The 21,877-nt window shown below is 71.2% G+C and carries 23 protein-coding genes; 15 read left to right on the top strand and 8 right to left on the bottom strand.

From position 1 onward, the window contains the following. Positions 1-34: 34 nt before the first annotated feature. Both rplA and ACFQ9V_RS19295 read left to right on the top strand, forming a co-directional pair. Positions 35-724, top strand: coding sequence for a 50S ribosomal protein L1 (gene rplA, locus ACFQ9V_RS19300; RefSeq protein WP_382460736.1), 690 nt, complete (start codon positions 35-37; stop codon positions 722-724). An 84-nt stretch (positions 725-808) separates the two neighbouring features. Next, positions 809-1,360, top strand: a complete 552-nt coding sequence (locus tag ACFQ9V_RS19295; RefSeq protein ID WP_382460735.1) for a GNAT family N-acetyltransferase — start codon at positions 809-811, stop codon at positions 1,358-1,360. Here the strand turns inward: ACFQ9V_RS19295 and ACFQ9V_RS19290 are convergent. Beyond that, positions 1,341-2,312 (bottom strand): NADP-dependent oxidoreductase, encoded by a 972-nt coding sequence (locus ACFQ9V_RS19290; RefSeq protein ID WP_382460734.1) that lies wholly within the window; start codon positions 2,310-2,312, stop codon positions 1,341-1,343. The genes ACFQ9V_RS19295 and ACFQ9V_RS19290 overlap by 20 nt on opposite strands. Positions 2,313-2,535: 223 nt before the next feature. Here ACFQ9V_RS19290 and ACFQ9V_RS19285 point away from each other — a divergent pair, with 223 nt between their 5' ends. After that, entirely contained in the window at positions 2,536-3,294 is a 759-nt protein-coding gene (locus ACFQ9V_RS19285; RefSeq protein ID WP_382460733.1) for a DUF998 domain-containing protein, read from the top strand. Here the strand turns inward: ACFQ9V_RS19285 and ACFQ9V_RS19280 are convergent. From ACFQ9V_RS19280 to ACFQ9V_RS19260, 5 genes are all read right to left on the bottom strand, one after another. Then, the gene (locus ACFQ9V_RS19280) at positions 3,273-4,004 is read right to left on the bottom strand and encodes a YqaJ viral recombinase family protein (RefSeq protein ID WP_382460732.1); all 732 of its coding nucleotides are present in this window, start codon (positions 4,002-4,004) and stop codon (positions 3,273-3,275) included. The genes ACFQ9V_RS19285 and ACFQ9V_RS19280 overlap by 22 nt on opposite strands. A 35-nt stretch (positions 4,005-4,039) precedes the next feature. After that, positions 4,040-5,077, bottom strand: coding sequence for a Gfo/Idh/MocA family protein (locus tag ACFQ9V_RS19275; RefSeq protein ID WP_382460731.1), 1,038 nt, complete (start codon positions 5,075-5,077; stop codon positions 4,040-4,042). Positions 5,078-5,162: 85 nt separating this feature from the next. Then, positions 5,163-5,900, bottom strand: a complete 738-nt coding sequence (locus ACFQ9V_RS19270; protein WP_382460730.1) for a ThuA domain-containing protein — start codon at positions 5,898-5,900, stop codon at positions 5,163-5,165. Further along, the gene (locus ACFQ9V_RS19265; protein ID WP_382460729.1) at positions 5,897-7,066 is read right to left on the bottom strand and encodes a Gfo/Idh/MocA family protein; all 1,170 of its coding nucleotides are present in this window, start codon (positions 7,064-7,066) and stop codon (positions 5,897-5,899) included. The genes ACFQ9V_RS19270 and ACFQ9V_RS19265 overlap by 4 nt, the downstream gene beginning before the upstream one ends. 125 nt (positions 7,067-7,191) lie before the next feature. Beyond that, complete coding sequence (locus ACFQ9V_RS19260) at positions 7,192-8,373, bottom strand: ROK family protein (RefSeq protein ID WP_382460728.1); 1,182 nt, start codon at positions 8,371-8,373, stop codon at positions 7,192-7,194. Positions 8,374-8,522: 149 nt separating this feature from the next. Between ACFQ9V_RS19260 and ACFQ9V_RS19255 the strand changes: the two genes are divergently transcribed. From ACFQ9V_RS19255 to ACFQ9V_RS19235, 5 genes are read left to right on the top strand one after another with little or no spacing between them, the layout of a single operon-like run. After that, the gene (locus ACFQ9V_RS19255) at positions 8,523-9,269 is read left to right on the top strand and encodes a sugar phosphate isomerase/epimerase family protein (RefSeq protein WP_382460727.1); all 747 of its coding nucleotides are present in this window, start codon (positions 8,523-8,525) and stop codon (positions 9,267-9,269) included. Continuing rightward, complete coding sequence (locus ACFQ9V_RS19250) at positions 9,266-10,387, top strand: Gfo/Idh/MocA family protein (protein WP_382460726.1); 1,122 nt, start codon at positions 9,266-9,268, stop codon at positions 10,385-10,387. The genes ACFQ9V_RS19255 and ACFQ9V_RS19250 overlap by 4 nt, the downstream gene beginning before the upstream one ends. 30 nt (positions 10,388-10,417) lie before the next feature. Next, positions 10,418-11,545 (top strand): Gfo/Idh/MocA family protein, encoded by a 1,128-nt coding sequence (locus ACFQ9V_RS19245; protein ID WP_382460725.1) that lies wholly within the window; start codon positions 10,418-10,420, stop codon positions 11,543-11,545. Further along, complete coding sequence (locus ACFQ9V_RS19240; RefSeq protein ID WP_382460724.1) at positions 11,545-12,582, top strand: sugar phosphate isomerase/epimerase family protein; 1,038 nt, start codon at positions 11,545-11,547, stop codon at positions 12,580-12,582. The genes ACFQ9V_RS19245 and ACFQ9V_RS19240 overlap by 1 nt, the downstream gene beginning before the upstream one ends. A gap of 28 nt (positions 12,583-12,610) precedes the next feature. Next, entirely contained in the window at positions 12,611-13,198 is a 588-nt protein-coding gene (locus ACFQ9V_RS19235) for a pentapeptide repeat-containing protein (protein ID WP_382460723.1), read from the top strand. 121 nt (positions 13,199-13,319) lie between these two features. Here the strand turns inward: ACFQ9V_RS19235 and ACFQ9V_RS19230 are convergent, their stop codons facing one another. Both ACFQ9V_RS19230 and ACFQ9V_RS19225 read right to left on the bottom strand, forming a co-directional pair. Continuing rightward, positions 13,320-13,991 (bottom strand): ABC transporter ATP-binding protein, encoded by a 672-nt coding sequence (locus ACFQ9V_RS19230; RefSeq protein ID WP_382460722.1) that lies wholly within the window; start codon positions 13,989-13,991, stop codon positions 13,320-13,322. A 26-nt stretch (positions 13,992-14,017) separates the two neighbouring features. Beyond that, complete coding sequence (locus ACFQ9V_RS19225) at positions 14,018-15,595, bottom strand: ABC transporter permease (protein ID WP_382460721.1); 1,578 nt, start codon at positions 15,593-15,595, stop codon at positions 14,018-14,020. 202 nt (positions 15,596-15,797) lie between these two features. Here ACFQ9V_RS19225 and ACFQ9V_RS19220 point away from each other — a divergent pair, with 202 nt between their 5' ends. From ACFQ9V_RS19220 to rplL, 7 genes are all read left to right on the top strand, one after another. Continuing rightward, entirely contained in the window at positions 15,798-16,094 is a 297-nt protein-coding gene (locus ACFQ9V_RS19220; RefSeq protein ID WP_382460720.1) for a helix-turn-helix domain-containing protein, read from the top strand. Beyond that, a complete protein-coding gene (locus tag ACFQ9V_RS19215) occupies positions 16,091-17,344 on the top strand; it encodes a type II toxin-antitoxin system HipA family toxin (RefSeq protein ID WP_382460719.1) in 1,254 nt (417 codons plus the stop codon). Before ACFQ9V_RS19220 ends, ACFQ9V_RS19215 begins: the two co-directional genes overlap by 4 nt. 35 nt (positions 17,345-17,379) lie before the next feature. Next, on the top strand, positions 17,380-18,150 hold the full coding sequence (locus ACFQ9V_RS19210; RefSeq protein WP_382460718.1) for a response regulator transcription factor: 771 nt from the start codon (positions 17,380-17,382) through the stop codon (positions 18,148-18,150). Then, positions 18,147-19,823 (top strand): sensor histidine kinase, encoded by a 1,677-nt coding sequence (locus tag ACFQ9V_RS19205; protein WP_382460717.1) that lies wholly within the window; start codon positions 18,147-18,149, stop codon positions 19,821-19,823. The genes ACFQ9V_RS19210 and ACFQ9V_RS19205 overlap by 4 nt, the downstream gene beginning before the upstream one ends. After that, positions 19,820-20,638 (top strand): alpha/beta fold hydrolase, encoded by an 819-nt coding sequence (locus ACFQ9V_RS19200; protein WP_382460716.1) that lies wholly within the window; start codon positions 19,820-19,822, stop codon positions 20,636-20,638. The genes ACFQ9V_RS19205 and ACFQ9V_RS19200 overlap by 4 nt, the downstream gene beginning before the upstream one ends. Positions 20,639-20,835: 197 nt before the next feature. Next, positions 20,836-21,351: a 50S ribosomal protein L10 gene (gene rplJ, locus ACFQ9V_RS19195; protein ID WP_369960998.1), complete on the top strand. Its 516-nt coding sequence runs from the start codon at positions 20,836-20,838 to the stop codon at positions 21,349-21,351. Positions 21,352-21,404: 53 nt separating this feature from the next. After that, on the top strand, positions 21,405-21,791 hold the full coding sequence (rplL, locus tag ACFQ9V_RS19190) for a 50S ribosomal protein L7/L12 (RefSeq protein ID WP_382460715.1): 387 nt from the start codon (positions 21,405-21,407) through the stop codon (positions 21,789-21,791). The last annotated feature ends 86 nt before the right edge of the window (positions 21,792-21,877 follow it).

The following is a 21,877-nucleotide window of genomic DNA, read 5'->3' as shown; positions in this document are numbered from 1 at the left end:
AGGCTCGCACCACATTCTCGTTAGGAGAAATCTCATGGCACAGAAGTCAAAGGCCTACCGGGCCGCGGCCGACAAGATCGAAGCCGGCAAGTTCTACACCCCCACCGAGGCCGTCACCCTCGCGAAGGAGACCGGTTCCGCCAAGTTCAACTCGACCGTCGAGGTCGCGCTGAAGCTCGGTGTGGACCCGCGCAAGGCGGACCAGATGGTCCGCGGTACCGTCATTCTTCCTCACGGCACCGGCAAGACCGCGCGCGTCATCGTCTTCGCGACCGGCCCGACCGCTGAGGCCGCGATCGCCGCGGGCGCCGACGAGGTCGGCGGCAGCGACCTGATCGAGAAGGTCGCCGGCGGTTACACCGACTTCGACTCGGCCGTCTCCACCCCGGAGCTCATGGGCCAGGTCGGCCGTCTCGGCAAGGTGCTCGGCCCGCGCGGCCTGATGCCGAACCCGAAGACCGGCACGGTCACCCCGGATGTCGCGAAGGCCGTCTCCGACATCAAGGGCGGAAAGATCGAGTTCCGCGTCGACAAGCACTCCAACGTCCACTTCGTGGTCGGCAAGGCCGGCTTCACCGCCGAGCAGCTCGACGAGAACATCAAGACCGCCCTCGACGAGGTCGTCCGTCTCAAGCCGTCCGCCTCGAAGGGCCGCTACATCCAGAAGGGCGCCGTGTCGACCACGTTCGGCCCCGGCATCCCGCTGGACGTCAACGCGATCTGATCGCAGCTTCGTCCGAACGGGCCGGTCACCTCAGGGTGACCGGCCCGTTCTGCGTGTTCGAGGGGCGGGCGTTACGCTGGCGGGATGACCGTCGTGATCCGTCCTGCGACCGCCGTGGATGCGGTGGCGCTGGCGGAGGTCGCCGCCGTGACCTTCCCGCTCGCGTGCCCGCCGCACACCACGGACGAGGCCAAGGCCGCCTTCATCGCGGAGGTGCTCTCGGCGGAGCGGTTCGCGGAGTACACGGTCGACCCGGCGCGGCGACTGCTCATCGCGCAGAGCGACGCCGGGGCCGTGATCGGCTACACGATGGTGAACCTCGGCGAGCCGGCCGACGCCGACGTGCGCGCCGCGGTCCGGGTGCGCCCGACCGCCGAGCTCAGCAAATGCTACGTCCTCCCGGGCCACCACGGCGAGGGCGTGGCCGGGCGCCTGATGGAGGCCAGCCTGGCCGCTGCGGCCGGGGCGGGCGCGGCAGGGATCTGGCTCGGCGTCAACGAGGAGAACGCGCGGGCCCAGCGGTTCTACGGCAAGCACGGGTTCGAGCGCGTCGGCTCCAAACGGTTCCTGGTCGGGGACCGGCTGGAGGACGACTGGGTGATGGAGCGCGAGCTGGTCAGCCTTCCGCGACCTTGATCACGATCGCGCCCTTGGTGTGCTCGTGCTCGAGCGCCCAGTGGGCCTCCGCGATCTCGTCCAGCGGGAAGATCCGGTCGACGTGCACGCGGACGCTCCCCGTCTCCAGGAGGCGCGCGATGACGGCGAGCGTGCCCCCGTCCGGCGCGCCGGTGTAGCCGGTCGCACGCACTCCCGCTGCGGCCGCGGCCTCGGCCAGCCCGGGCTCGACGCCGGCGGGGACGTCCAGCACGAGGAGGCCGCCCGGCCGGATGAGGGCGAGCGCACGAGTGGCGCGCTCGCTGTCGGGGGCCGGGTCGATCACGACGTCGACGGTGTCGCCGAGCCGGGTGGGGTCGTAGCCGGTGGCGTCCTCGTCCACCACCTCGGCGGCGCCCAGCGAGCGCAGCCAGGCGTGGTTCGCGCTCGGCGTCGTGGCGATCACGTGGGCGCCGAAGTAGGCGGCGAACTGGATCGCGAAGTGCCCGACGGCGCCGGTGCCCGCATGCACCAGCACGCGCTGGCCCTCGTGCGCCTTGGCCAGCTCCACCACCATCCCCCAGGCCGTCAGCGCCGCGTGCGGGGCCGCTGCGGCCTCGATGTGCGAGAGCGTCGCCGGCTTGCGGACGAGGCTCACGCTGGGCACGGAGACGTACTCGGCGTAGCTGCCTCCGAAGCGGGGGACCATCACCATCCCGAAGACCTCGTCGCCCGGGCGCAGCGGATGCGCGGCGAACGGCGACTCCACGACCACGCCGCTGAAGTCGTGACCGAGCACGGCCGGGAAGCTGTGGATGGCGCCGAACGCCCCGCTGCCCGAGCGGGTGGACGCGTCGAGCGGGTTCACACCCGCCGCGACGACCTTGACCAGGAACTCCGCGTTCACCCGGTCGGGGGTCGGGGCCTCGCCGATCCGGAGGGCGTCCGGGTCGCCCGCCGCGTCGAGGAGCGCGGCGCGCATCGTGTTCGGCATTCGTGATCCCCTCGTCGCGTCGCCGCGAGCGGTGCGGCTGCTCCCAGTCAAACCCGCGGAGGGGCCGCGGGTGTTTCGGGCGGGTCACCGCGTGTGAACAGTCTGTTTCCCGGTCCGCTCAGGGCTCTTCCCTCTTCATTCAGAAAGGGCCGGCCCGGCTCAGGACGTTCGCAGGGATGCGCCGGTTAGAATCCCTCGACCCGAGTCATCCCGAGGAGCCCCTGTGCGACGACTGCTGCGTATCGTGCGCCAGCCGTTCGCCCTGCCCGTGCTCGGCAGCGGCCGGCAGCGGGCCGTCCCCGTCCTGCTGGCGATCGGGACGGTGTGCGTGCTCAGCGGCCTGACGATCATCTGGGCCGCCCGGCTCACCGTGCCGTACCCGGTCTACGTGAGCGAGCTCGGTGCGGTCGGCGCCTCCACCGCGGTCCCGTTCAAGGTCGCGCTGCTGCTCATCGCGGCGGGCGGTTTCTCGGTGGCGCTGGCGAGCGGGCACGTCCGGTCGTCGGTGCGGGCGCTGGACCGGTGGGCTCCCGCCGTCAGCCTCGGCTTCGCGGCGCTGTGCTTCGTCCTGGCCTCGCAGGTCACCTGCACGGCGTACTGCCCGGTCCCGCTGGTCGACCCGGCCTCCACCGTGCAGGATCTCGTGCACACCGTGTCGGCGGTGGTCGGCTTCGCAGCGGCGTGCTTCGCCATGCTCCAGGTCGCGTTCGCCTCCGGCCTGCCGCGGGTCGCTCGGGTGTCGCTGGCGAGCTGCGTCGCGGTCGCCCTCATCACGATCGTGGGCGGACTGCTCGCGCTCGTGCACGTCGCGACGGACATCGGGGCGTGGCTGGAGCTCGTCGGCACCACGGTCGCGATCGCGTGGATGGCGGCCTACGCCCTCGCGCTGGTGCGGGGGCCCGTCGGCGTCCGCAGCGCGACGGCCGACGCACAGGAGCCGGCGGAGGCCGACCAGACGGATCAGGAAGCGATCGTCGGCTGAACCTGGGCGGCGGGACGTGCCGTCGCCTCCCGCAGCAGGTCGATCAGGTCGCCGGCCAGCGTCACGAGCCGGGCGATCTCCCGGTCGTCGCGGTCGACCCACTGGCACTGCGGCTCGTCGTGGATGGGCACGAACCGGTCGTGCTGCTCCCACACGAACAGCGTCCGCTCGGCGCCGAGGACGTACTGCTGCCACCAGATCTGCCGGAGGTAGTGCCGCGGGATGCTGTTGAACGGCTTGTTCGTGGTCTTGATCTCGGCGAGCTCGATCCGGCCGCCTGTCCGCAGGACGAGGCCATCGGGCGTCGCGAGGTGCCGCCGGTCGCGCTCGGCGTGGAAGAGCAGGTCGGAGGGCTGGATGCCATGGGTCGCGGCCACCCAGGCGGCGATCTCCGGCTCCCGGCTGCGGCCGTGCTGGGTGAAGACGTTGCCGGAGAACCCGGAGCCGTTCAGCTTGTCGTAGACGGCAGCGCGGAGCGACTGCGGAGAGGACAGCTTGGCGACGTCGGTCGCGGTGATCCCGCGGCTGCGGGCGCGGAGCCAGCCCACGCGGTCGCTGGACGACGCAACGATACGTGCCAGGTGCCCGGTCGCGCCGGGGACGGCCGGCACCACCGGGCGCGGGGCCGGAGCCGACGAGCTCGGACCGAGGTCCGCCAGTACGCCCGGCCGGTAGAGGTCGGCGGTGCGGGTGGCGGAACGGTCGAACACTCATCCATTCTGCCTCGCTCCGGGGCCGCCCGCTGTCAGCCCACGCCCGCGGCGCCGAGCTGGCGGCGCGCCTCGTCGATGGTGGCGAGCGTCGACACGGCCTCGTCCAGCGAGTGCAGCGGCGACTCGGTGCGGCCCTCGGCAACGTAGCGGGCGAGGGCGGCCGCCTCGTACGACATCCCCTCGCGGTACGGACGGCCGTACGGGTCGCGCCATTCCGCGGCGACCCGGCCGTCGGACCCGACCACCCGCAGCCCGCTCGGTCCCCAGAAGGGGCTGTCCAGCTCGACCCTGCCCTCGGAGCCGCAGATGGTCGCGAGCGACGGCGTGCCGGCGCGCAGGCCCGTGCTGAGCAGCGCCTGGCCGCCGCGGGCCGAGCTGAGGATCAGCGCGACCTGCTCGTCCACCCCGGTCGGCGCGAGCGTGCCGGTGGCGATGATCCCGGCGGGAGCGCCGAGCGCGAACGACGCCCACGACACGACGTAGACCCCGAGGTCGAGGAGGGCGCCGCCGGCCAGTGCAGGGTCCCACAGCCGTCCGGCGGGGTCGAAGGCGGCGTTCCCGCCGAAGTCGGCTGTGACCACGCGCACCTCGCCGAGGGCGCCGGCGTCGAGGAGCTGACGCACGATGTCGGTCTGCGGGAGGTAGCGGGTCCACATCGCCTCCATCGCGAAGACCCCGGCCTCCCTGGCGGCCGCGGCGATCAGCCTGGCCTGGTCCGCTGTCGCGGCGAGCGGCTTCTCCACTAGGACGTGCTTGCCCGCGGCGATGGCGAGGAGGGCGTGCTCCAGGTGCTCGCTGTGCGGCGTCGCCACGTAGACGACGTCCACGTCCGGGTCGGCGACCAGCGCCTCGTACGAGTCGTACGCGCGCTCGACGCCGTGCGTGGCTGCGAACGCCGCCGCGCGTTCGGCCGAGCGGGAGCCGCACGCGACCATCCGCTGGGTCGTGTGCGCGTGCAGCGCGTCGGTGAAGTCGGCCGCGATGCCGCCGGGGCCGATCACGCCCCAGCGCAGCGCGGGCGCGTCCGCCGGGTCGGGGAAGCGGGGAACGGGCAGCGTGACGTCGACCATGTGACCAGTCTGCCTCGAACGAACTGACAGGACACGCCGCCTCCCACGGTGCGGAGACGGCGTGTCCTGTCAGATGGATGGTCTGCTAGACCGGCTGCGGGTTCGAGACCTCGGGGATGGCGCGGGTGCCGGCGGCGGGTGCGGCCCAGCGGACGCCGTTCGCGAGGACGCGGCGCACCTGCGGGTGGAAGTACACCGGGTACTCCTGGTCGCCGGGCGAGAAGTAGAAGATCTTGCCGCGTCCGCGCGTGAACGTCACGCCGGAGCGGAACACCTCACCGCCGGTGAACGAGCTGATGAACACCAGGTCGTCCGGGGTCGGGATGTCGAAGAGCTCCCCGTACATCTCCTGCGCCTCGATCACGATGGGCTGGTCGACGCCTTGGGCGATCGGGTGGGCGGGGTTCACGTTCCAGACCAGCTCGCGCTCGCCGCCCTCCGGGTTGCGCCAGCGCAGCGAGCAGGTGGTGCCGAGCATCCGGATGAAGATCTTCGAGAAGTGCCCGGAGTGCAGCACGATCAGGCCCATCCCGCCCAGCACGTGCTGCCGCACGCGCTCCACGACCTCGTCGGAGACCTGGTCGTGCGCGATGTGGCCCCACCAGAGCAGCACGTCGGTCTCGGCGAGCTGCTGCTCGCTCAGGCCGTGCTCGGGGTCGGCGAGCGTCGCCGTGCGTACGACGATCTCCTCGCCGAGCAGCTCGGTGAGGCCCGCGGCGATGGCGCCGTGGATGCCGTCGGGGTAGATCGCGGCGATCTCGGGCTGGGTGGTCTCGTGGACGCCTTCGTTCCAGACGGTCACTCGCAGTGCGGTCATGGTCATGCCTCCGGGGTCTCGGTGGGGGTGGCGGTCTCGGTGGTGGTCGTGTCGTCGAGCCCGGCCGTGGCCGGGCTCAGGCGTACCTCGGCGCCGAGGCGGGCCGACTCGTACGCCGCGTCGATGACGCGCGCGCGGTCGAGGGCGAGCGAGCCGTCCCAGTGCGACCAGTTCGCCTGATCGGCGACGTGCTCCAGGAACGTCTCGACCACCGCGAGGTGGCCGCGGCCGGCGTCGGCAGTCACCGCGACGTCCTCGACCTCCTCACCCTCCCCGGTGAAGATGGTCAGCTCGCCGGCCGGCGCGTAGTCGACCACGCGGAGGTCGGCGCCGCCCTCGGTGCCGTAGAGGGTGATGCCGAACTCGTCGCCGGCGGGGCGGTAGGCGGCCCAGCTCGTCTCCAGCACGATGGACCCGCCGCCTTCCAGGCGCAGCAACAGGCTGGCCAGGTCCTCCACCTCGTAGGCGGAGCCGACGTGCTGCTTGTCGCTCTTCGCGCCGCCGCGGCCGCGCGTGCCGAGCTCGGAGTGGGTGACGGCGGAGACCGCGGTGACCTGCGGCTCGCCGAACAGGTGCAGCGCGTAGTCGAGCACGTGCACGCCGATGTCGATCAGCGGTCCGCCGCCGGCCATCTCGCGGTTGGTGAACCAGCTTCCGAGCGCCGGGATGCCGGCGCGGCGCAGCCAGACCGCCCGCGCGTGGTACGGCCGGCCGATCTGGCCGGCGTCGATCGCGGCCTTCAGCGCCTCGACGTCGCCGCGGCGGCGGTGGTTGAAGGCGACCTCCAGCACGCGGCCGGAGCGGTGGGCGGCGTCGACCATCGTCTGCGCCTCGACGGCGGTGCGCGCGATCGGCTTCTCGCTGAGCACGTGGATGCCGGCCTCCAGCGCTCCGACGGCGATCGGGGCGTGCAGGAAGGTGGGGACGGCGACGCTCACGACGTCGAGGTCGCCGTCGGCGACGAGGTCGCGCCAGTCGCTGTAGCGGCGGGTCACGCCGTACTTCTCGCCGAGCTCGGCGCGGGGGCCGTCCTCCATGCCGGCGATGGCGACGAGCTCGACGCCGGGGAGCTTCGCGTAGGCGTCCATGTGCTGCTGGCCTGCCCAGCCGAGGCCGATGACGCCGGCGCGGAGCGTTGTGGCCCGGGTAGTGGGGGTGGATGCGGTGGTCACTGCGGTCCTTTCGAGGTTCGTGTGCGTGGTGCGGTGGTGCGGTGTCGTGGGTGGTCGATGGTCGGTTGTCTCGCCGGTCGAATCGATTCGACCTTTCCGGCGGGAAGTGGAGGGAGCGCGGCGGCTCAGCGGGGGAGCGGACGGGAGGCGACGCCGAGGGTGTCCTGGATGACCATGATGGCCGCCCCGATGGCGCCGCCGGTCTCGCCGGAGCGGGACTGGGTGATGGTGAGATGCTGGGTCGCGAGCGGGGTCGAGCGCTGGTAGACGACCTCCCGCACCCCGGCGAGGAGCTGCTCGCCGACCTGCGACAGGCTGCCGCCGACGACGACGAGCGAGGGGTTCAGGAGGTTGACGCAGGTCGCGACGACCTCGCCCAGGTCCCGGCCGGCCTGGCGGATGGCCTGCAGCACCTCGGCGTTGCCGGTGCGGGCGAGCGCCACGACGTCGTCGCTGGTCTCGGCGGGGATGCCCGCCGCGGTGAGTGCCCGCGCGATGGCCGGGCCGCTCGCGAGCGCCTCCAGGTCCGCGTCGCGGGCGCCGTGGCTCGGGGTCTCGCTGGTGAACGGCACGCGCACGTGGCCGAGGTCGCCCGCCGAGCCCTGTGCACCGCGCTGCAGGCGGCCTCCGCTGATGATGCCGGCGCCGATGCCGGTTGCGACCTTGACGAAGAGCAGCTCGGACTGGTCGGGCCAGGCGAGGGCGTGCTCGCCGAGGGCCAGCAGGTTCACGTCGTTGTCGACGAGCACGGGCACGTCGAAGACGCGGCGCACGTAGGCCGGGATGTCGAAGCGGTCCCAGCCGGGCATGATCGGCGGGTTGACCGGGAGGCCCGTCGAGTGCTCGACCGGCCCTGGCACGCCGACGCCGACGCCGATCAGGTCGCCGAGCGGGCGTCCGGTCGCGGCGTACAGGCGCTCGGCGGTCTGCAGGGCCCAGTCGAGCACGGCCTCCGGCCCGTCGGAGATCTTGAGCCGGCGGGACTCGCTGCTGGTGATCGTGCCGGCGAGGTCGGCCAGCGCGACGACGCCGTGGGTGGCGCCCAGGTCCACGCCCAGCACGACGCGCGAGTCGGGGTTGAACCGGATGCGCGCGGGCGGCCGGCCGCCGGTCGAGACGTCGTCGCCGGCCGGTGCGACCAGCCCGGACTCGGTGAGCGTGTCGATGCGCACCGCGATCGTGGAGCGGGCGAGGCCGGTCAGCTCGGCGAGCTGCGCGCGGGTACGCGGGACGCCGTCGCGCAGGATCGCCAGGAGTTCCGAGGCGTCAGCGGCGACGATGCCGGACTCCCGGACACTGTCGGTCATGCACGTATTGAACCACAGGGCTGGTCGGCGGTCCAAAGGCCGCCGATGAAGCGACGACTTTTGATTGACAATCGGCAGAAGTCTCGCTTGAATGGAGGTCGGCGCCGTTTCGTGCGCCGACATCCCCAGCGAACTCGACGAGGAGAACCATGTCGACGTCAAAACTCTCCGTGCAGCTCTATACGGTCCGTGAGCTTCTGACCGAAGACACGGTCGGGACCCTCCGCCGCATCGCGGACATCGGCTTCACCCAGGTCGAGCCCTTCGGCTTCCTGGACTTCGCGGACGGCCTCCGCCAGGGCTTCGCCGAGACCGGCCTGACCGCGCCCACCACCCACCAGGGCTTCATCGGCCGCGACGACCTGGACACCGTGTTCGCCGCCGCCGCCGGCCTCGGCATCCAGACGGTCATCGACCCGCACGTGCCTGCCGAGCGCTGGCAGACCGCCGAGGACGTGGAGGCCACCGCCGCCGCCCTCAACGAGGCCGCCCAGGTCGCCGCGAAGCACGGCGTCCGCGTCGGCTACCACAACCACGCCCACGAACTCGAGAGCACCATCGAGGGCGTCACCGCGCTGGAGTACTTCGCGAGCAAACTCGCCCCGGAGGTCGTCCTCGAGGTCGACACCTACTGGGTGATCGTCGGCGGCAAGGACCCGGTCGAGCTGCTCACCAAGCTCGGCGACCGCGTCGTCGCCCTCCACATCAAGGACGGCCCCGGCACCACGGAGACCAAGGACCAGGTCGCCGTCGGCCAGGGCTCCGTGCCCGTCGCCGACATCATCGCGGCCGCGCCGAACGCCCTCCGCGTCATCGAGCTCGACGACTCCCGCGGCGACCGCTTCCAGGCCGTCGCCGACAGCTACGCCTACCTCACCTCGGAGGTCTTCGCGTGAGCGGGACCGGCAAAGTCGGCGTCGGCCTCATCGGCGCGGGCGTCATCAGCAACCAGTACCTCGAGAACCTCACCGCGTTCCCGGACCTCGACGTGCGCTTCGTCGCGGACATCGACCTGGACCGCGCCAAGGCCCAGGCCGACAAGTACGGCGTGCCGGGCTCCGGCACCGTGGAGGAGCTGCTGGCGGACGACGCGATCGAGATCGTCGTCAACCTCACCATCCCCAAGGTGCACGTCGAGGTGGCGCTGCAGGCGCTCGCCGCGGGCAAGCACGTCTGGAGCGAGAAGCCGTTCGCGCTCGACCGCGCCAGCGGCGTGCAGCTCCTGGAGGCCGCGCACGAGAAGGGCCTGCGCGTCGCCACGGCGCCGGACACCTTCCTCGGCGCGGGCATCCAGTCGTCGCGCCGCCTGGTCGAGAGCGGCGCCATCGGCGCGCCGCTGACCGCGCTGACGCTCATGCAGAGCGCCGGCCCGGAGTCGTGGCACCCGAACCCGGACTTCCTGTTCCAGGAGGGCGCCGGCCCGCTGTTCGACATCGGCCCGTACTACCTCACCGCGCTGGTGCAGCTCTTCGGCCCGGTCAAGCGCGTGTCGGCCGTCGCCTCCAAGGCGAAGGAGTCGCGCGTCATCGGCTCCGGCCCCCGTGCCGGCGAGTCGTTCGAGGTCACCGTGCCGACCCACGTCAGCGCGCTGTACGAGTTCGAGAGCGGCCAGACCGCGCAGTCGATCTTCAGCTTCGACTCCAAGCTCGGCCGCACCCAGTTCGAGGTCGCGGGCCTGGAGGCCACGCTCGTGGTCCCGGACCCGAACACCTTCGAGGGCGACCTCCTGGTGCACGGAGCGGCCGGCATCGAGACGCTGCCCGCGACCGGCGCCACCAGCGGCCGCGGCATCGGCGTCGTCGAGCTGGCCCGCGCCATCCGCGCCGGCGTCCCGGAGCGCGCCTCGGGCGAGCAGGCCTTCCACGTCCTCGACGTGATGGTCGCGACCATCGAGGCCGGCTCGTCCGGAGTCCCGGTGGACGTGCGGAGCACCGTCGAGGTCGCTCCCGCGCTGCCGGAGGACTGGGACCCGCGCGCGGCGACCCTGGACCCGCGCGCTGCGACCCTGGCCTGACCCGCGGGATCGACGGACGAACGGAGCAGCGTGAGCAGCGAGTCGGGTGGACTGAGCCGGCGGGACGAGAGCACGGCCGGATCGCGGCTGCGCGTCGCGATCGTCGGCGGCGGATTCATGGCGGAGGTGCACTCGCGCGCTGCGCGGGCCGCACGCGCCGAGCTGGCGGGCATCGTCTCGTCGTCGCCGGAGCGCTCGGCCGCCGCGGCCGAGCGCCTCGGGATCGGCCGTGCGTACGGCTCGCTGGAGGAGGTGCTCGCGGACGACACGATCGACGTCGTCCACGTGACCACGCCGAACGCGCTGCACGGCGCGCAGGCCGCGGCCGTGCTGGCCTCCGGCAAGGACGTCGTCTGCGAGAAGCCGCTGGCGACGACGGTGTCCGACGCGGAGGCGCTGGTCGCCGCCGCGGCGGGCCGTACGGCGACCGTGCCGTTCGTGTACCGCTTCCACCCGCTCGTCCGGGAGGCCAGGGCGCGCTTCGCGTCCGGCGCGGCCGGGCAGGTGCTCACCGTGAACGCCTCCTACCTCCAGGACTGGCTGCTGGCCTCCGGCGACGACAACTGGCGCGTCGACTCGGAGCAGGGCGGCCGCTCCCGCGCGTTCGCCGACATCGGCTCGCACCTGGTCGACCTGGTGGAGTTCGTGAGCGGCGACCGGGTCGCGCGCCTCTCCGCGAAGAAGCGCACGGTGTTCGCCGACCGCGCCTCCCACGCGGGCATCACGACGGAGGACGCCGCAGCGGTGGTCATCGAGACCGAGAGCGGCGCGATCGGCACCCTGCTCGTGTCGCAGGTGGCCCCCGGCCGCAAGAACCGGCTGTGGCTGGAGATCGCGGGCAGCGCCGAGAGCGTGGCCTTCGACCAGGAGCAGCCGGAGATGCTCTGGGTGGGCCGCCGCTCCGGCAGCCTCCTGATCCCGCGCGACGCCGACCAGCTCAGCGCCGACGCCGCGCGGCTCTGCGTCGTGCCGTCCGGCCACCCGCAGGGCTACCAGGACGCGTTCAACGCGTTCGTCGCCGACAGCTATGCCGCGGTCGCCGGGGAGACCCCCGACGGCCTGCCGCGATTCGAGGACGGACTGCGCGCCGTCCGGATCACCGACGCCGTGATCGACTCCGCCGAGTCGGGCACCTGGATCGAGATGGGAACCAACTGATGACGGACACCGCAGCCACGGAATCGGGCCGCTCGCACCCGGTCACCCTGTTCACCGGCCAGTGGGCCGACCTGACGCTGGAGGAGGTCGCCAAGCACGCTTCCGAGTGGGGCTACGACGGCCTGGAGATCGCCTGCTCGGGCGAGCATCTCGACGTCTGGCGGGCCGCGGAGGACGACGCGTACCTCCAGGGCCGCCTCGACATCCTCGACAAGTACGGCCTGAAGGTCTGGGCGATCTCCAACCACCTGAAGGGCCAGGCCGTCTGCGACGACCCGATCGACTTCCGCCACCAGGCGATCGTCGGCTCGAAGGTGTGGGGCGACGGCGACCCGGAGGGCGTGCGCCAGCGCGCCGCCGAGGAGCTGAAGCTGACCGCGAAGGTCGCCCGCAAGCTCGGTGTGGACACGGTCGTCGGCTTCACCGGCTCCAGCATCTGGCCGTACGTGGCGCAGTTCCCCCCGGTGCCGGCCTCCGTCATCGACGCCGGCTACCAGGACTTCGCCGACCGCTGGAACCCGATCCTCGACGTGTTCGACGGCGAGGGCGTGCGGTTCGCGCACGAGGTGCACCCGTCGGAGATCGCGTACGACTACTGGACCAGCGTGCGCTCGCTGGAGGCCATCGACCACCGCGAGGCCTTCGGCTTCAACTGGGACCCGTCGCACATGATGTGGCAGGACATCGACCCGGTCGGCTTCATCGTGGACTTCAAGGACCGCATCTACCACGTGGACTGCAAGGACACCCGGCTGCGCCCGAAGAACGGCCGCGCGGGCGTGCTCGGCTCGCACCTGCCCTGGGGCGACCCGCGCCGCGGTTGGGACTTCGTCTCCACCGGGCACGGCGACGTGCCGTGGGAGGACTCCTTCCGCGCGCTGGAGTCGATCGGCTACGCCGGCCCGATCTCCATCGAGTGGGAGGACGCCGGGATGGACCGCCTGCACGGCGCCAAGGAGGCCGTCGGCTACATCCGCTCGCTCCTCTGGAACCTCCCCACCGCGTCCTTCGACGCCGCCTTCAGCAACCAGGACTGAGGCCGGCGCCTCCCGCTAGGCTCACCCCGTGGACATCATCCGTGGCGAGGACTGGTATGGGCGCGACCTCGACGGGGTCGAGTTCGACGGGGTGGAGTTCATCGACGTCGACTTGACAGAGGTGCGGTCGGCGGGGGCGACGTTCACCGCGTGCACGTTCCGGAAGGTGCGCTTCAACGTCAGCGAGCACACCGACAGCGCCTTCGTGAACTGCACGTTCATCGGATGCAACTTCTTCGACGCGACGTTCCGGCGGTGCAAGGTCACCGGCAGCAGCTTCAACGGCTGCGAGTTCGCGCTCCTGAAGGTGGACGGCGGCAACTGGTCGTTCGTGGACCTCGGCCGCGCCGAGCTGCGCGGCGCCGACTTCACCGGAGTGCGGCTGCGGGAGGCCGACCTGAGCAGGGCCCGCTGCACCGAGGCCGTGTTCTCGGGCTGCGACCTGTCGGCGGCGGTGCTCACGGGCGCCGACTTCTCCGCCGCGAACCTCGTCGGCAGCGACCTGACCGGTGTCGACCCGACGGATGTCGGCCTGCGCGGGGCCACCATCGACGAGCGCCAAGCGATCCTCCTGGCGGAGGCGGCCGGGATGGTCGTCGTCACCACGCCCTCCTGAACAACAAGGGGACGCAACACGCCGTTCGGCGCGCGCCGTGACGGCGAGTCGCGTCCCCTGAACGCGACGGCGCCCGTCCCCGGTGTCGCGGGGACGGGCGCCGAAGCGGTCGCGGTGTGCGCTACGCGACCTCTTTCACCTGGCCGTGCTTGATGTGCAGCCGACGCTGGGCGCGCTGGGCGACCGCGCTGTCGTGGGTGACGACGATGACGGTGAGGCCGCGGTCGCGCCACAGTCCCTCGAGGAGGTCCATGATCTCGTCGCGGGTCTCCTCGTCGAGGTTGCCGGTGGGCTCGTCGGCCAGCAGCACGTCCGGGTTCTTCACCAGGGCGCGGGCGATCGCGACGCGCTGCTGCTGGCCTCCGGAGAGCTCGGACGGGAGGTGGGTGCCGCGGTCGGCCAGGCCCACCGAGGCGAGCGCCTCCGCGGCGCGGCGCTTGCGCTCCTCCGTGCTCACCTTGAGCGGTGCGAGCGCGGTCTCCACGTTCTCCTGGGCGTTCAGCGTCGGGATCAGGTTGAACCCCTGGAAGACGAAGCCGATCTCGTTGGCGCGGATGCCGGTGAGCTTGTGGTCGCCGAGCTTCGACAGGCTCGCCGAGCCGAGCTCGACCGAGCCCGAGGTGGGCCGGTCGAGCGCGCCGAGCATCTGCAGCAGCGTCGACTTGCCGCCGCCGGTCGGGCCCTGGATGGCGACGAGCTGGCCGTCCGGGATCTCCAGCGTGACGTCGCTGAGGGCGATCACCTCGCGGGAGGACTGGCGGTACTTCTTGGTGACGTTCGTGAGGGTGTACACGATGACTCCTTCTGGTCGGGCCGGGCTCAGGCGACCGAGCGCAGGGCTGCGGCGGGACGGAGACGGGAGGCGCGCCAGCCGCCGATCGCACCGGCGATGAGACCGCCGAGGATGGCGAGCGCGACCGCGCCGACGATGATCCACAGTGTGATCGGCGCGTGCAGGGCGATGTCGGCCGTGGTGGTGGAGGCGGCCCGGCGGATGCCGGCGAACGCTCCGCCGCCTCCGGTCCCGCCCCCGCCGAAGCCGCCGCCGCCGAAGCCGCCCGCGCCGGTGCCGGTCCCCGCGCCGCCCGTCCCCGCGCCGGTTCCCCGGCCGGCCGCATTGGCGAAGCCGGAGCCGCCGCCGACGCTGCCGGTCAGAGTCGGGGAGACGATGTTGACGACCCAGACGCCGAGGAGTCCGACGGCGACGCCGATGATGCCGCCGATGAGGCCCTGCACGATCGACTCGCCGGCGACCTGGCCGGTGATCCGCCGGTTGGACCAGCCGATCGCCTTCAGGGTGCCGAACTCACGGGTCCGGCGGGTCACACCGGAGATGGTGAAGAGGATGGCGATGAGGAACGCCGCCGCCAGCACGATCACCGAGAGCCAGGTACCGAGGTTGGCGATGAGCTGACCCGCGCTGCCGAGTGACCCGGAGACGGTGGAGGCCAGGTCGGCCTGCGTGCTGACGGTCGCGCCGGGGAGGGCCTTGGTCAGGTCGGCCTTGATCTGGTCGATGTCGCTGGACGACGCCGCCGTGACGTAGACGGAGGAGACCTTGGAGGCCTGACCCGAGAGCGTCTGGGCGACGCCGAGCGGGATGTAGGCGTTCGCGGCGGTGGTCGAGTCCGCTCCGGTGGCGGAGACGACGCCGATCACCTTGAAGTCGGTGCCGCCGATGGTGACCGTGTCGCCGACCGCCTTGGACGCGGTCTTGGCGTACGCCGCATCGAGCACGACGACATCGGCCGCCTTGTCCGCCGCGGTGAAGGTGCGCCCGCTGGCGAGGGTGACGGACGAGAGCGGTCCGACCGACTTGCCCGCCGGGTCGAGGCCCATCACCGAGAACGAGTCGACGGTGAACGAGCTGCCGCCCGCGCCGTCCGCGCCGCCGGTGGGCGGGGGAGTGGAGGCCGCCGAGCCGCCGGCGGCCTGGCGCTGCTGGCGGAGCTGCTGGAAGTTGGGGAGGGTGCCGCTGAAGCTGGTGTTGGTCAGCGACAGCACGGCGGCCGCGGACTGCACGTTCTGCACCTTCTTGGCGGTCGTCAGCGTCGCGGCATCCATCACGGTGTCGCCGCGGGTGGTCGCCAGCCGCGAGGTGTTCACCTGGCGGCCCGTGCCGGTGTCTGTGCCGGAGTTGGCGCCGAAGTCGAAGCGGGGCCCGCCGCCGGCGCCCTGCTGGGCGGTCGCGCTCTGCGCGGTGGCCGGCTCGGTGATGGTGATGTCGGTGCCGACGCCGTACACGGACTGCAGCACGCTCGCCTGCGCGTCCTTGACGCCGGCGGAGACCGCGTTGACGATGATGACGAGTGCGATCGCGAGGGCCATGCCTATCGCGATGATGATCGTCTGCTTGCGGCGGTTGAGGAGCTCGCGCCGCAGATATGTCCCGAACATTGGCTTCCATATCTCTGGGTCGGAAAAGTGATTCATCGTGAAGCTAGGGTCGTGGGATTGCGGGTCTCTATGGCGAGGCTATGGATCTGCCGTGTGCCGCTTAGGGTGCTCTGTGTGTAGTCCCCGCCTTGACTCCGTAATGATCGTTATAACGGGCGTTAAGCCGTATAGTGTCTGTGTACGCAAACGTTAGGAGACATTCATGGTGCGACCGGAACCTCCTGCGGTGACCCGCGCGGCAGCGGAGATCGGCGCGCAGTTCGCAGCCTGGCGGAAGTTGCTCGGCCTGACGTCCAACCAAGTGGCCGAACGCGCCGGAATCGGGCGGAGCACCCTCGTGAAAATCGAGGGCGGCGACGCCTCGGTGAGTTTCGGAGCGGTTCTCCGAGTCGCGCGAGCGCTCGGATTCCTCGACGCACTCGTCGAGGCCACGGATCCGTATGAGACCGACCTCGGTCGCGCGCAGGCCGATCGCATACTCCCGAAGCGCGTGCGATGAGTTCCATCGACGTGTATGTGGACCTAGCGGGATCGTCCGTGCAGGCCGGACGGTTGCACACGTCGCTGCGGCGCGGTCGAGTCAGTTCGATGTTCACGTACGACGCGCAGTACCTCGCCGATGCCGCTGCGTACGCTCTTGAACCTGGATTGCCTCTCGGCGGCGGGGCGTGGCCGACACAGGGTGCTCTGCCCGCATCGCTCAGCGACGCCGCGCCGGACCGCTGGGGCCGAAATCTGGTCGCCCGCCGCGCCCGCGCCGAAGCTGCCGCTGAAGGGCGGCCAGCCCCTCAGCTCGATGACCGCGACTTTCTCCTCGGCGTCAGCGATGAGACCAGGCAGGGAGCGCTTCGCTTCACGACCGAGGCCGGCGGAGCCTTTCAGCACCCGTCGAACGACGTTCCTCGGCTCATTCAGCTCCCGCGCCTGCTCCGCGCCTCCGAAGCGGTGGTCCGGGATGGCGACGACGACTTCGCTGCGGTGAAAGCCCTGCTGGACGCAGGCACAGGATCGCTGGGAGGCGCGCGGCCGAAGGCCTCAGTGCGTGACGGAGAGGGCCTCGCGATTGCGAAGTTTCCCCATCAGGACGACGAATGGGATGTCATCGCGTGGGAGAAGACCGCGCTCGATCTCGCGTCGGCAGCGGGCGTCGCGGTTCCTCTGTCGCAACTCCTCGACATCGAGGGCCGTTCGGTGCTGCTCCTGCACCGTTTCGACCGCGAAGGCTCGCAGCGGGTGGGATACATCAGCGCGATGACCCTCCTCTCGAGCGAAGACGGACAATCGCGGGACTATCTCGAAATCGCGGACGCGCTGACGACGGTGAGCGATCGCACGGATGACGACCTCGAGCAGCTCTGGCGGCGGATCGCGTTCTCGGTGGCGATCCACAACACCGACGATCACCTGGGCAACCTCGGATTCCTCCGGCACGGGCCCGGGTGGCGGCTCTCGCCGGCCTTCGACCTCAACCCGAATCCTGTCCTCGGAGCTCGTCGAGTGACGTCGATCGCGGGGGCGAACGAACTGAACCACGAGGGCGCCGCACTGCGACGCGCCGCACCTCAGTTCGGCCTGAGCGACAAAACCGCACAGGGCATCATCCACGACGTCGCCGCCGCGGTCAGGGGCTGGAAGGAGGCGGCTCGCGCCCACCGCATCGCCGAACGTGAACTCGAACGCTTCCGCCCGGTCTTCGCGGCGGGCCTCCATTCGCTCAGCGAGGGGAGTTCCTTCTCAGAAGCTCCATAGCTTTCACAAAGACACCATCAATCCCACTCCTCATAATGGGAAAGGTGACCATCAATGCCCGTGCCGCCTCCGGCCCCTCCAGCCAGCCCCGTACCCTCCTGCGCCGCGCAGACGGCAGCTCGATCCGCGTGCTCGTCGTCGACGACGAGGCGACGCTCACCGATCTGCTCGCGATGGCGCTGCACTACGAGGACTGGGAGGTGAAGACCGCGTCCAACGGGCAGCAGGCTCTGCAGCTCTCCCGCGAGTTCAAGCCGGACGTGGTCGTGCTGGACATCATGCTGCCGGACATCGACGGCCTCCAGGTGCTCTCGCGGATGCGCGCGGACGGCAACGAGGCGCCCGTGCTGTTCCTCACCGCCAAGGACGCCCTGGACGACCGCATCGCCGGGCTCACCGCCGGTGGCGACGACTACGTCACGAAGCCGTTCAGCCTGGAGGAGCTCGTCGCCCGGCTCCGCGGCCTGCTGCGCCGGTCACGCGCAGCCGTCGCGGACCAGGACGACCCGGTGCTCATCGTCGGCGACCTCGTGCTGGACGAGGACAGCTACGAGGTGCACCGCGACGGCGCCCCCATCCAGCTCACCGCGACGGAGTTCGAGCTGCTGCGGTTCCTGATGCGCAACCCGCGCCGCGTGCTCAGCAAGGCCCAGATCCTGGACCGCGTCTGGTCGTACGACTTCGGCGGCTCCTCCAGCGTGGTGGAGCTCTACATCTCCTACCTGCGCAAGAAGATCGACGCAGGGCGCCCCGCGATGATCCACACCGTCCGCGGCGCCGGCTACATGGTGAAGGCCGCGCAATGACCGCTGCCCGCACTGCGGGCGCCCCGACCCCCGGCCGTGAGCGCGCCCGGCGCTTCGGCCTCCGTCCGTTCCGCTCCTGGACGCTGCGCAGCCGCGTGGTGCTCGTCGTGGTCGCCATGCTCGCCGTGCTGGGCGCGGTGATCGGGACGATCAGCGTGCTCGCGCTGCAGAACTACCTGATGGACCGGCTCGACCAGCAGCTCATCAGCGCTCTCGAACGCGGCCAGCACACAGCCGATCGCATCAACGCGGGCGGTCCGACGAATCCCCAGGCTCAGGGTGTCGTGACGACGCCAGGACAGCCGACAGGCACACTCGGCGCGGTTCGCAGTGCGAACGGCGGCCTGCTGTTCCCTCCGGTCATCCTCTCCGACCAGCCCTCGCCGACCACCGACCAGCCGCTCGGTCCCAAGCAGGTGACCATCAACGGGATCGCGCTGCTCACCGTGCCCGCGGACTCCCAGCCCAGGACGGTGGACCTGGGCGACGCGCTCGGCTCGTACCGCATCGCCGCGGCGCAGCTCGACAACGGCGACAGCGTCATCATCGGCCTCCCGCTCAGCGAGGTGACCGCGACCACGCAGCAGCTCACGCTCGTCATCGTGCTCGTGACGCTCGCCGGCCTGATCTTCGCCTTCCTGGCCGCCAGTTTCGTCGTGCGGCTCGCAATGAGGCCCCTCGCCAGGGTCACCGAGACGGCAGAGCAGGTGGCGCACATGCCGCTCGACCGCGGCGACGTCGCGCTGTCGGTGCGCGTCCCCGAGGAGGACACCGACCCGCACACGGAGGTCGGCAAGGTCGGTTCCGCGCTCAACCGGATGCTCGGGCACGTGGCCTCCGCGCTGACCGCCCGGCAGGCGAGCGAGCAGAAGGTGCGCCAGTTCGTCGCCGACGCCAGCCACGAGCTGCGCACGCCGCTCGCGTCCATCCGCGGCTACGCCGAGCTCACCCGGCGCTCTCCGCACGAGCTGCCGCAGGATGTCACCCGTTCGCTGGGCCGCATCGAGTCGGAGGCGACCAGAATGACCTCGCTGGTGGAGGACCTCCTGCTGCTGGCCCGCCTCGACGAGGGCAGGGAGCTCGACCGCGACCCGGTGGACCTCTCCCTGCTGCTGATCGACGCCCTCAGCGACGCGCACGCCGCCGGACCCGAACACGCCTGGAGCATCGATCTGCCGGAGGAGCCGGTGGAGGTGCTGGGCGACGCCCCGCGGCTGCACCAGGTGGTCATGAACCTCCTGGCGAACGCGCGCGTGCACACCCCGGAGGGGACCCGCGTGGTGGCGGCGCTCGCCGTGGACGCGGTGGCCCGGGAGGCCGTGGTCACGGTGTCGGACGACGGTCCAGGCATCCCGGAGGAGCTCCGGTCGACCCTGTTCGAGCGCTTCGCCCGCGGCGACAGCAGCCGCAACCGGGCGACCGGCTCGACCGGGCTGGGCCTCGCGATCGTCTCCGCGGTGGTGGAGGCGCACGGCGGCACGGTCACGGTGGCCAGCGAGCCGGGCAGCACGGTGTTCACGGTGCGGCTGCCGCTGGTGGGCGAACTGCCGCCGGCGGGGGAGCAGCCCCTGGAGGCGGCCGCGCTCCCTCCCCAGACTGTGGAGGACGCGTTGCTGGAGCCAGGGACCGAGCCTGCGCCAGAGAACACGCCAGAGGGAGCGGACCGGGAGTGACCGGAACCCTCCTGCCCACGGTCGCGTACGGCGACCCCGCCGCCCCGCCGCTGGTGTTCCTGCGCGGCCTGCCGTCCGAGCCCGGCCGCGCCCGCGGCCTGGACGCGCTCACCGAGCGCGTCATCGTCAGCGGCCCGGCGCGCACCCACCGCGTGCACGCCGTCGGCCGGCCGGCGCGCCTGAAGCCGGGCGCCACGATGGCGGAGGTCGCCGACCTCTATGCGACGATGCTGCGCGGCCGGTTCCGCACGCCCGCGGCGATCATGGGGGTGTCGACGGGCGCCAGCATCGCCCTCCAGCTCGCCGTCGACCACCCCGACCTGGTGGGTTCGCTCGTGGTCGCGGCAGGGGCCGCGACGCTCGGCGCGAACGGCAGGGCCGTCCAGCGCCGCTACGCCGACCTCCTCGGCGCCGGCGACCGCGGCGCGACGTCCGAGCTCGCGCTCGCGACGATGGACGCCCCGCTGCTGGCCCCGGCGGTCCGGCTGGTCACCCGCCTGCTGCCCGGCCCGGACGACCCGGACGGCCTGCGTGCCCTCGTGGAGGCCGAGGAGCACTTCGACGTCCGCGACCGGCTGTCGCGCGTCTCCGCGCCCGCGCTGGTCGTCTCCGGAGGCCGTGACTTCTTCTATCCGCTGCAGCTCGCCGCGGAGACGGTCCGCGGGCTCCCGCGCGCCTCGCACGTGGTCTATCTGAACCGTTCCCACGCCGGTGTCGCCCTGCATCCGCGGTTCGGGCGGGACGTCGGGGAATTCCTGCGCGCCCACCGCGGAGCACCGGATTTGCAACCGACCCGTCCCATCCCGTACCCTTGACGAAGCCAAAGACCGCTGGTTGACGTGCGTGCACGTCCGAAGATCCACTCAGGTGGGGCCCGCGCAGGTGTGTGAAGTGATTCCCGCAGTTCGCTGCGTGTCGAGCTCCGTGCCCTTGCGCCGGAGCTTTTTTCTTTGCCCGCGGTCGAGGCGCACACCGCTCCCGCGGTGTGCATGAAGACAACCGAGGAGTAGCCATGGCGAACAAGGAAGCCACGGTCGCCGAGCTCGAAGGACTGTTCGAGAGCTCGACCGCCGTTCTGCTGACCGAGTACCGCGGTCTCACTGTTGCTCAGCTCAAGACGCTGCGCAAGTCCATCAGTGAGCACGCGACGTACGCCGTGGTGAAGAACACGCTGACCAAGATCGCGGCCAACAACCAGGGAATCTCGTCGTTCGACGAGGAACTGGTCGGGCCGTCCGCGATCGCGTTCGTGCACGGCGACCCCGTCGCCGTCGCGAAGGCTCTGCGCGACTTCACCAAGGCAAACCCTCTGCTGGTGGTCAAGGGCGGTTACTTCGACGGTAACCCGCTGACCGCAGAAGAGGTAGGCAAGCTCGCCGACCTCGAGTCCCGTGAGGTTCTGCTGGCCAAGCTGGCCGGCGCCTTCAAGGCCTCGCTGTTCGGAGCCGCATATCTGTTCAACGCACCGCTGTCGAAGGCCGTTCGCACGGTCGACGCGCTGCGTGAGAAGCAGGAGTCCGCTGCGTAAGGTCCGCAAGGATCCCGCAGCGGTGAGTAACCACACACACTAAGGAGAAAATCATGGCAAAGCTGTCGACTGAGGACCTGCTCGACGCGTTCAAGGAGCTCACGCTCATTGAGCTCAGCGAGTTCGTGAAGAAGTTCGAGGAGACCTTCGAGGTCACCGCCGCCGCCCCCGTCGCCGTTGCTGCGGCCGGTGCCGGCGCTGCCGCCCCCGCGGAAGAGGTCGAGGAGAAGACTGCGTTCGACGTCGTCCTCGAGGCCGCCGGTGACAAGAAGATCCAGGTCATCAAGGAGGTGCGCGCCCTCACCAGCCTCGGCCTCGGTGAGGCGAAGGCCCTCGTTGACGGCGCACCGAGCACCGTGCTCGAGGGCGCTACCAAGGAGGCCGCCGAGAAGGCGAAGGCTCAGCTCGAAGAGGCTGGCGCCACCGTCAACCTCAAGTAGTCGACGCCCCATCGGGGCTTCTTCTACCGCAGGCTGACAAGCCACCATCGAGGGGCACGTCGTTGTCGCTTTCCCCACGGAAAAGC

The organism is Leifsonia sp. NPDC056665 (genome assembly GCF_042791795.1).
GTDB lineage: Bacteria > Actinomycetota > Actinomycetes > Actinomycetales > Microbacteriaceae > Leifsonia.
The sequence above is the reverse complement of the archived record's forward strand: the minus strand, read 5'-3'. Positions and strand labels throughout refer to the sequence as shown.

Bases quoted from the DNA above. Each gene is read 5' to 3' on its own strand.
- ACFQ9V_RS19270 (WP_382460730.1), bottom strand. From the start codon at position 5,900: ATGACCATGACCGCACTGCGAGTGACCGTCTGGAACGAAGGCGTCCAC.
- ACFQ9V_RS19240 (WP_382460724.1), top strand. From the start codon at position 11,545: ATGACGGACACCGCAGCCACGGAATCGGGCCGCTCGCACCCGGTCACC.
- rplJ (WP_369960998.1), top strand. From the start codon at position 20,836: ATGGCGAACAAGGAAGCCACGGTCGCCGAGCTCGAAGGACTGTTCGAG.
- ACFQ9V_RS19255 (WP_382460727.1), top strand. From the start codon at position 8,523: ATGTCGACGTCAAAACTCTCCGTGCAGCTCTATACGGTCCGTGAGCTT.
- rplA (WP_382460736.1), top strand. From the start codon at position 35: ATGGCACAGAAGTCAAAGGCCTACCGGGCCGCGGCCGACAAGATCGAA.
- ACFQ9V_RS19215 (WP_382460719.1), top strand. From the start codon at position 16,091: ATGAGTTCCATCGACGTGTATGTGGACCTAGCGGGATCGTCCGTGCAG.
- ACFQ9V_RS19205 (WP_382460717.1), top strand. From the start codon at position 18,147: ATGACCGCTGCCCGCACTGCGGGCGCCCCGACCCCCGGCCGTGAGCGC.
- ACFQ9V_RS19275 (WP_382460731.1), bottom strand. From the start codon at position 5,077: ATGGTCGACGTCACGCTGCCCGTTCCCCGCTTCCCCGACCCGGCGGAC.
- ACFQ9V_RS19225 (WP_382460721.1), bottom strand. From the start codon at position 15,595: ATGTTCGGGACATATCTGCGGCGCGAGCTCCTCAACCGCCGCAAGCAG.
- ACFQ9V_RS19260 (WP_382460728.1), bottom strand. From the start codon at position 8,373: ATGACCGACAGTGTCCGGGAGTCCGGCATCGTCGCCGCTGACGCCTCG.
- rplL (WP_382460715.1), top strand. From the start codon at position 21,405: ATGGCAAAGCTGTCGACTGAGGACCTGCTCGACGCGTTCAAGGAGCTC.
- ACFQ9V_RS19210 (WP_382460718.1), top strand. From the start codon at position 17,380: ATGGGAAAGGTGACCATCAATGCCCGTGCCGCCTCCGGCCCCTCCAGC.
- ACFQ9V_RS19295 (WP_382460735.1), top strand. From the start codon at position 809: ATGACCGTCGTGATCCGTCCTGCGACCGCCGTGGATGCGGTGGCGCTG.
- ACFQ9V_RS19290 (WP_382460734.1), bottom strand. From the start codon at position 2,312: ATGCCGAACACGATGCGCGCCGCGCTCCTCGACGCGGCGGGCGACCCG.
- ACFQ9V_RS19220 (WP_382460720.1), top strand. From the start codon at position 15,798: ATGGTGCGACCGGAACCTCCTGCGGTGACCCGCGCGGCAGCGGAGATC.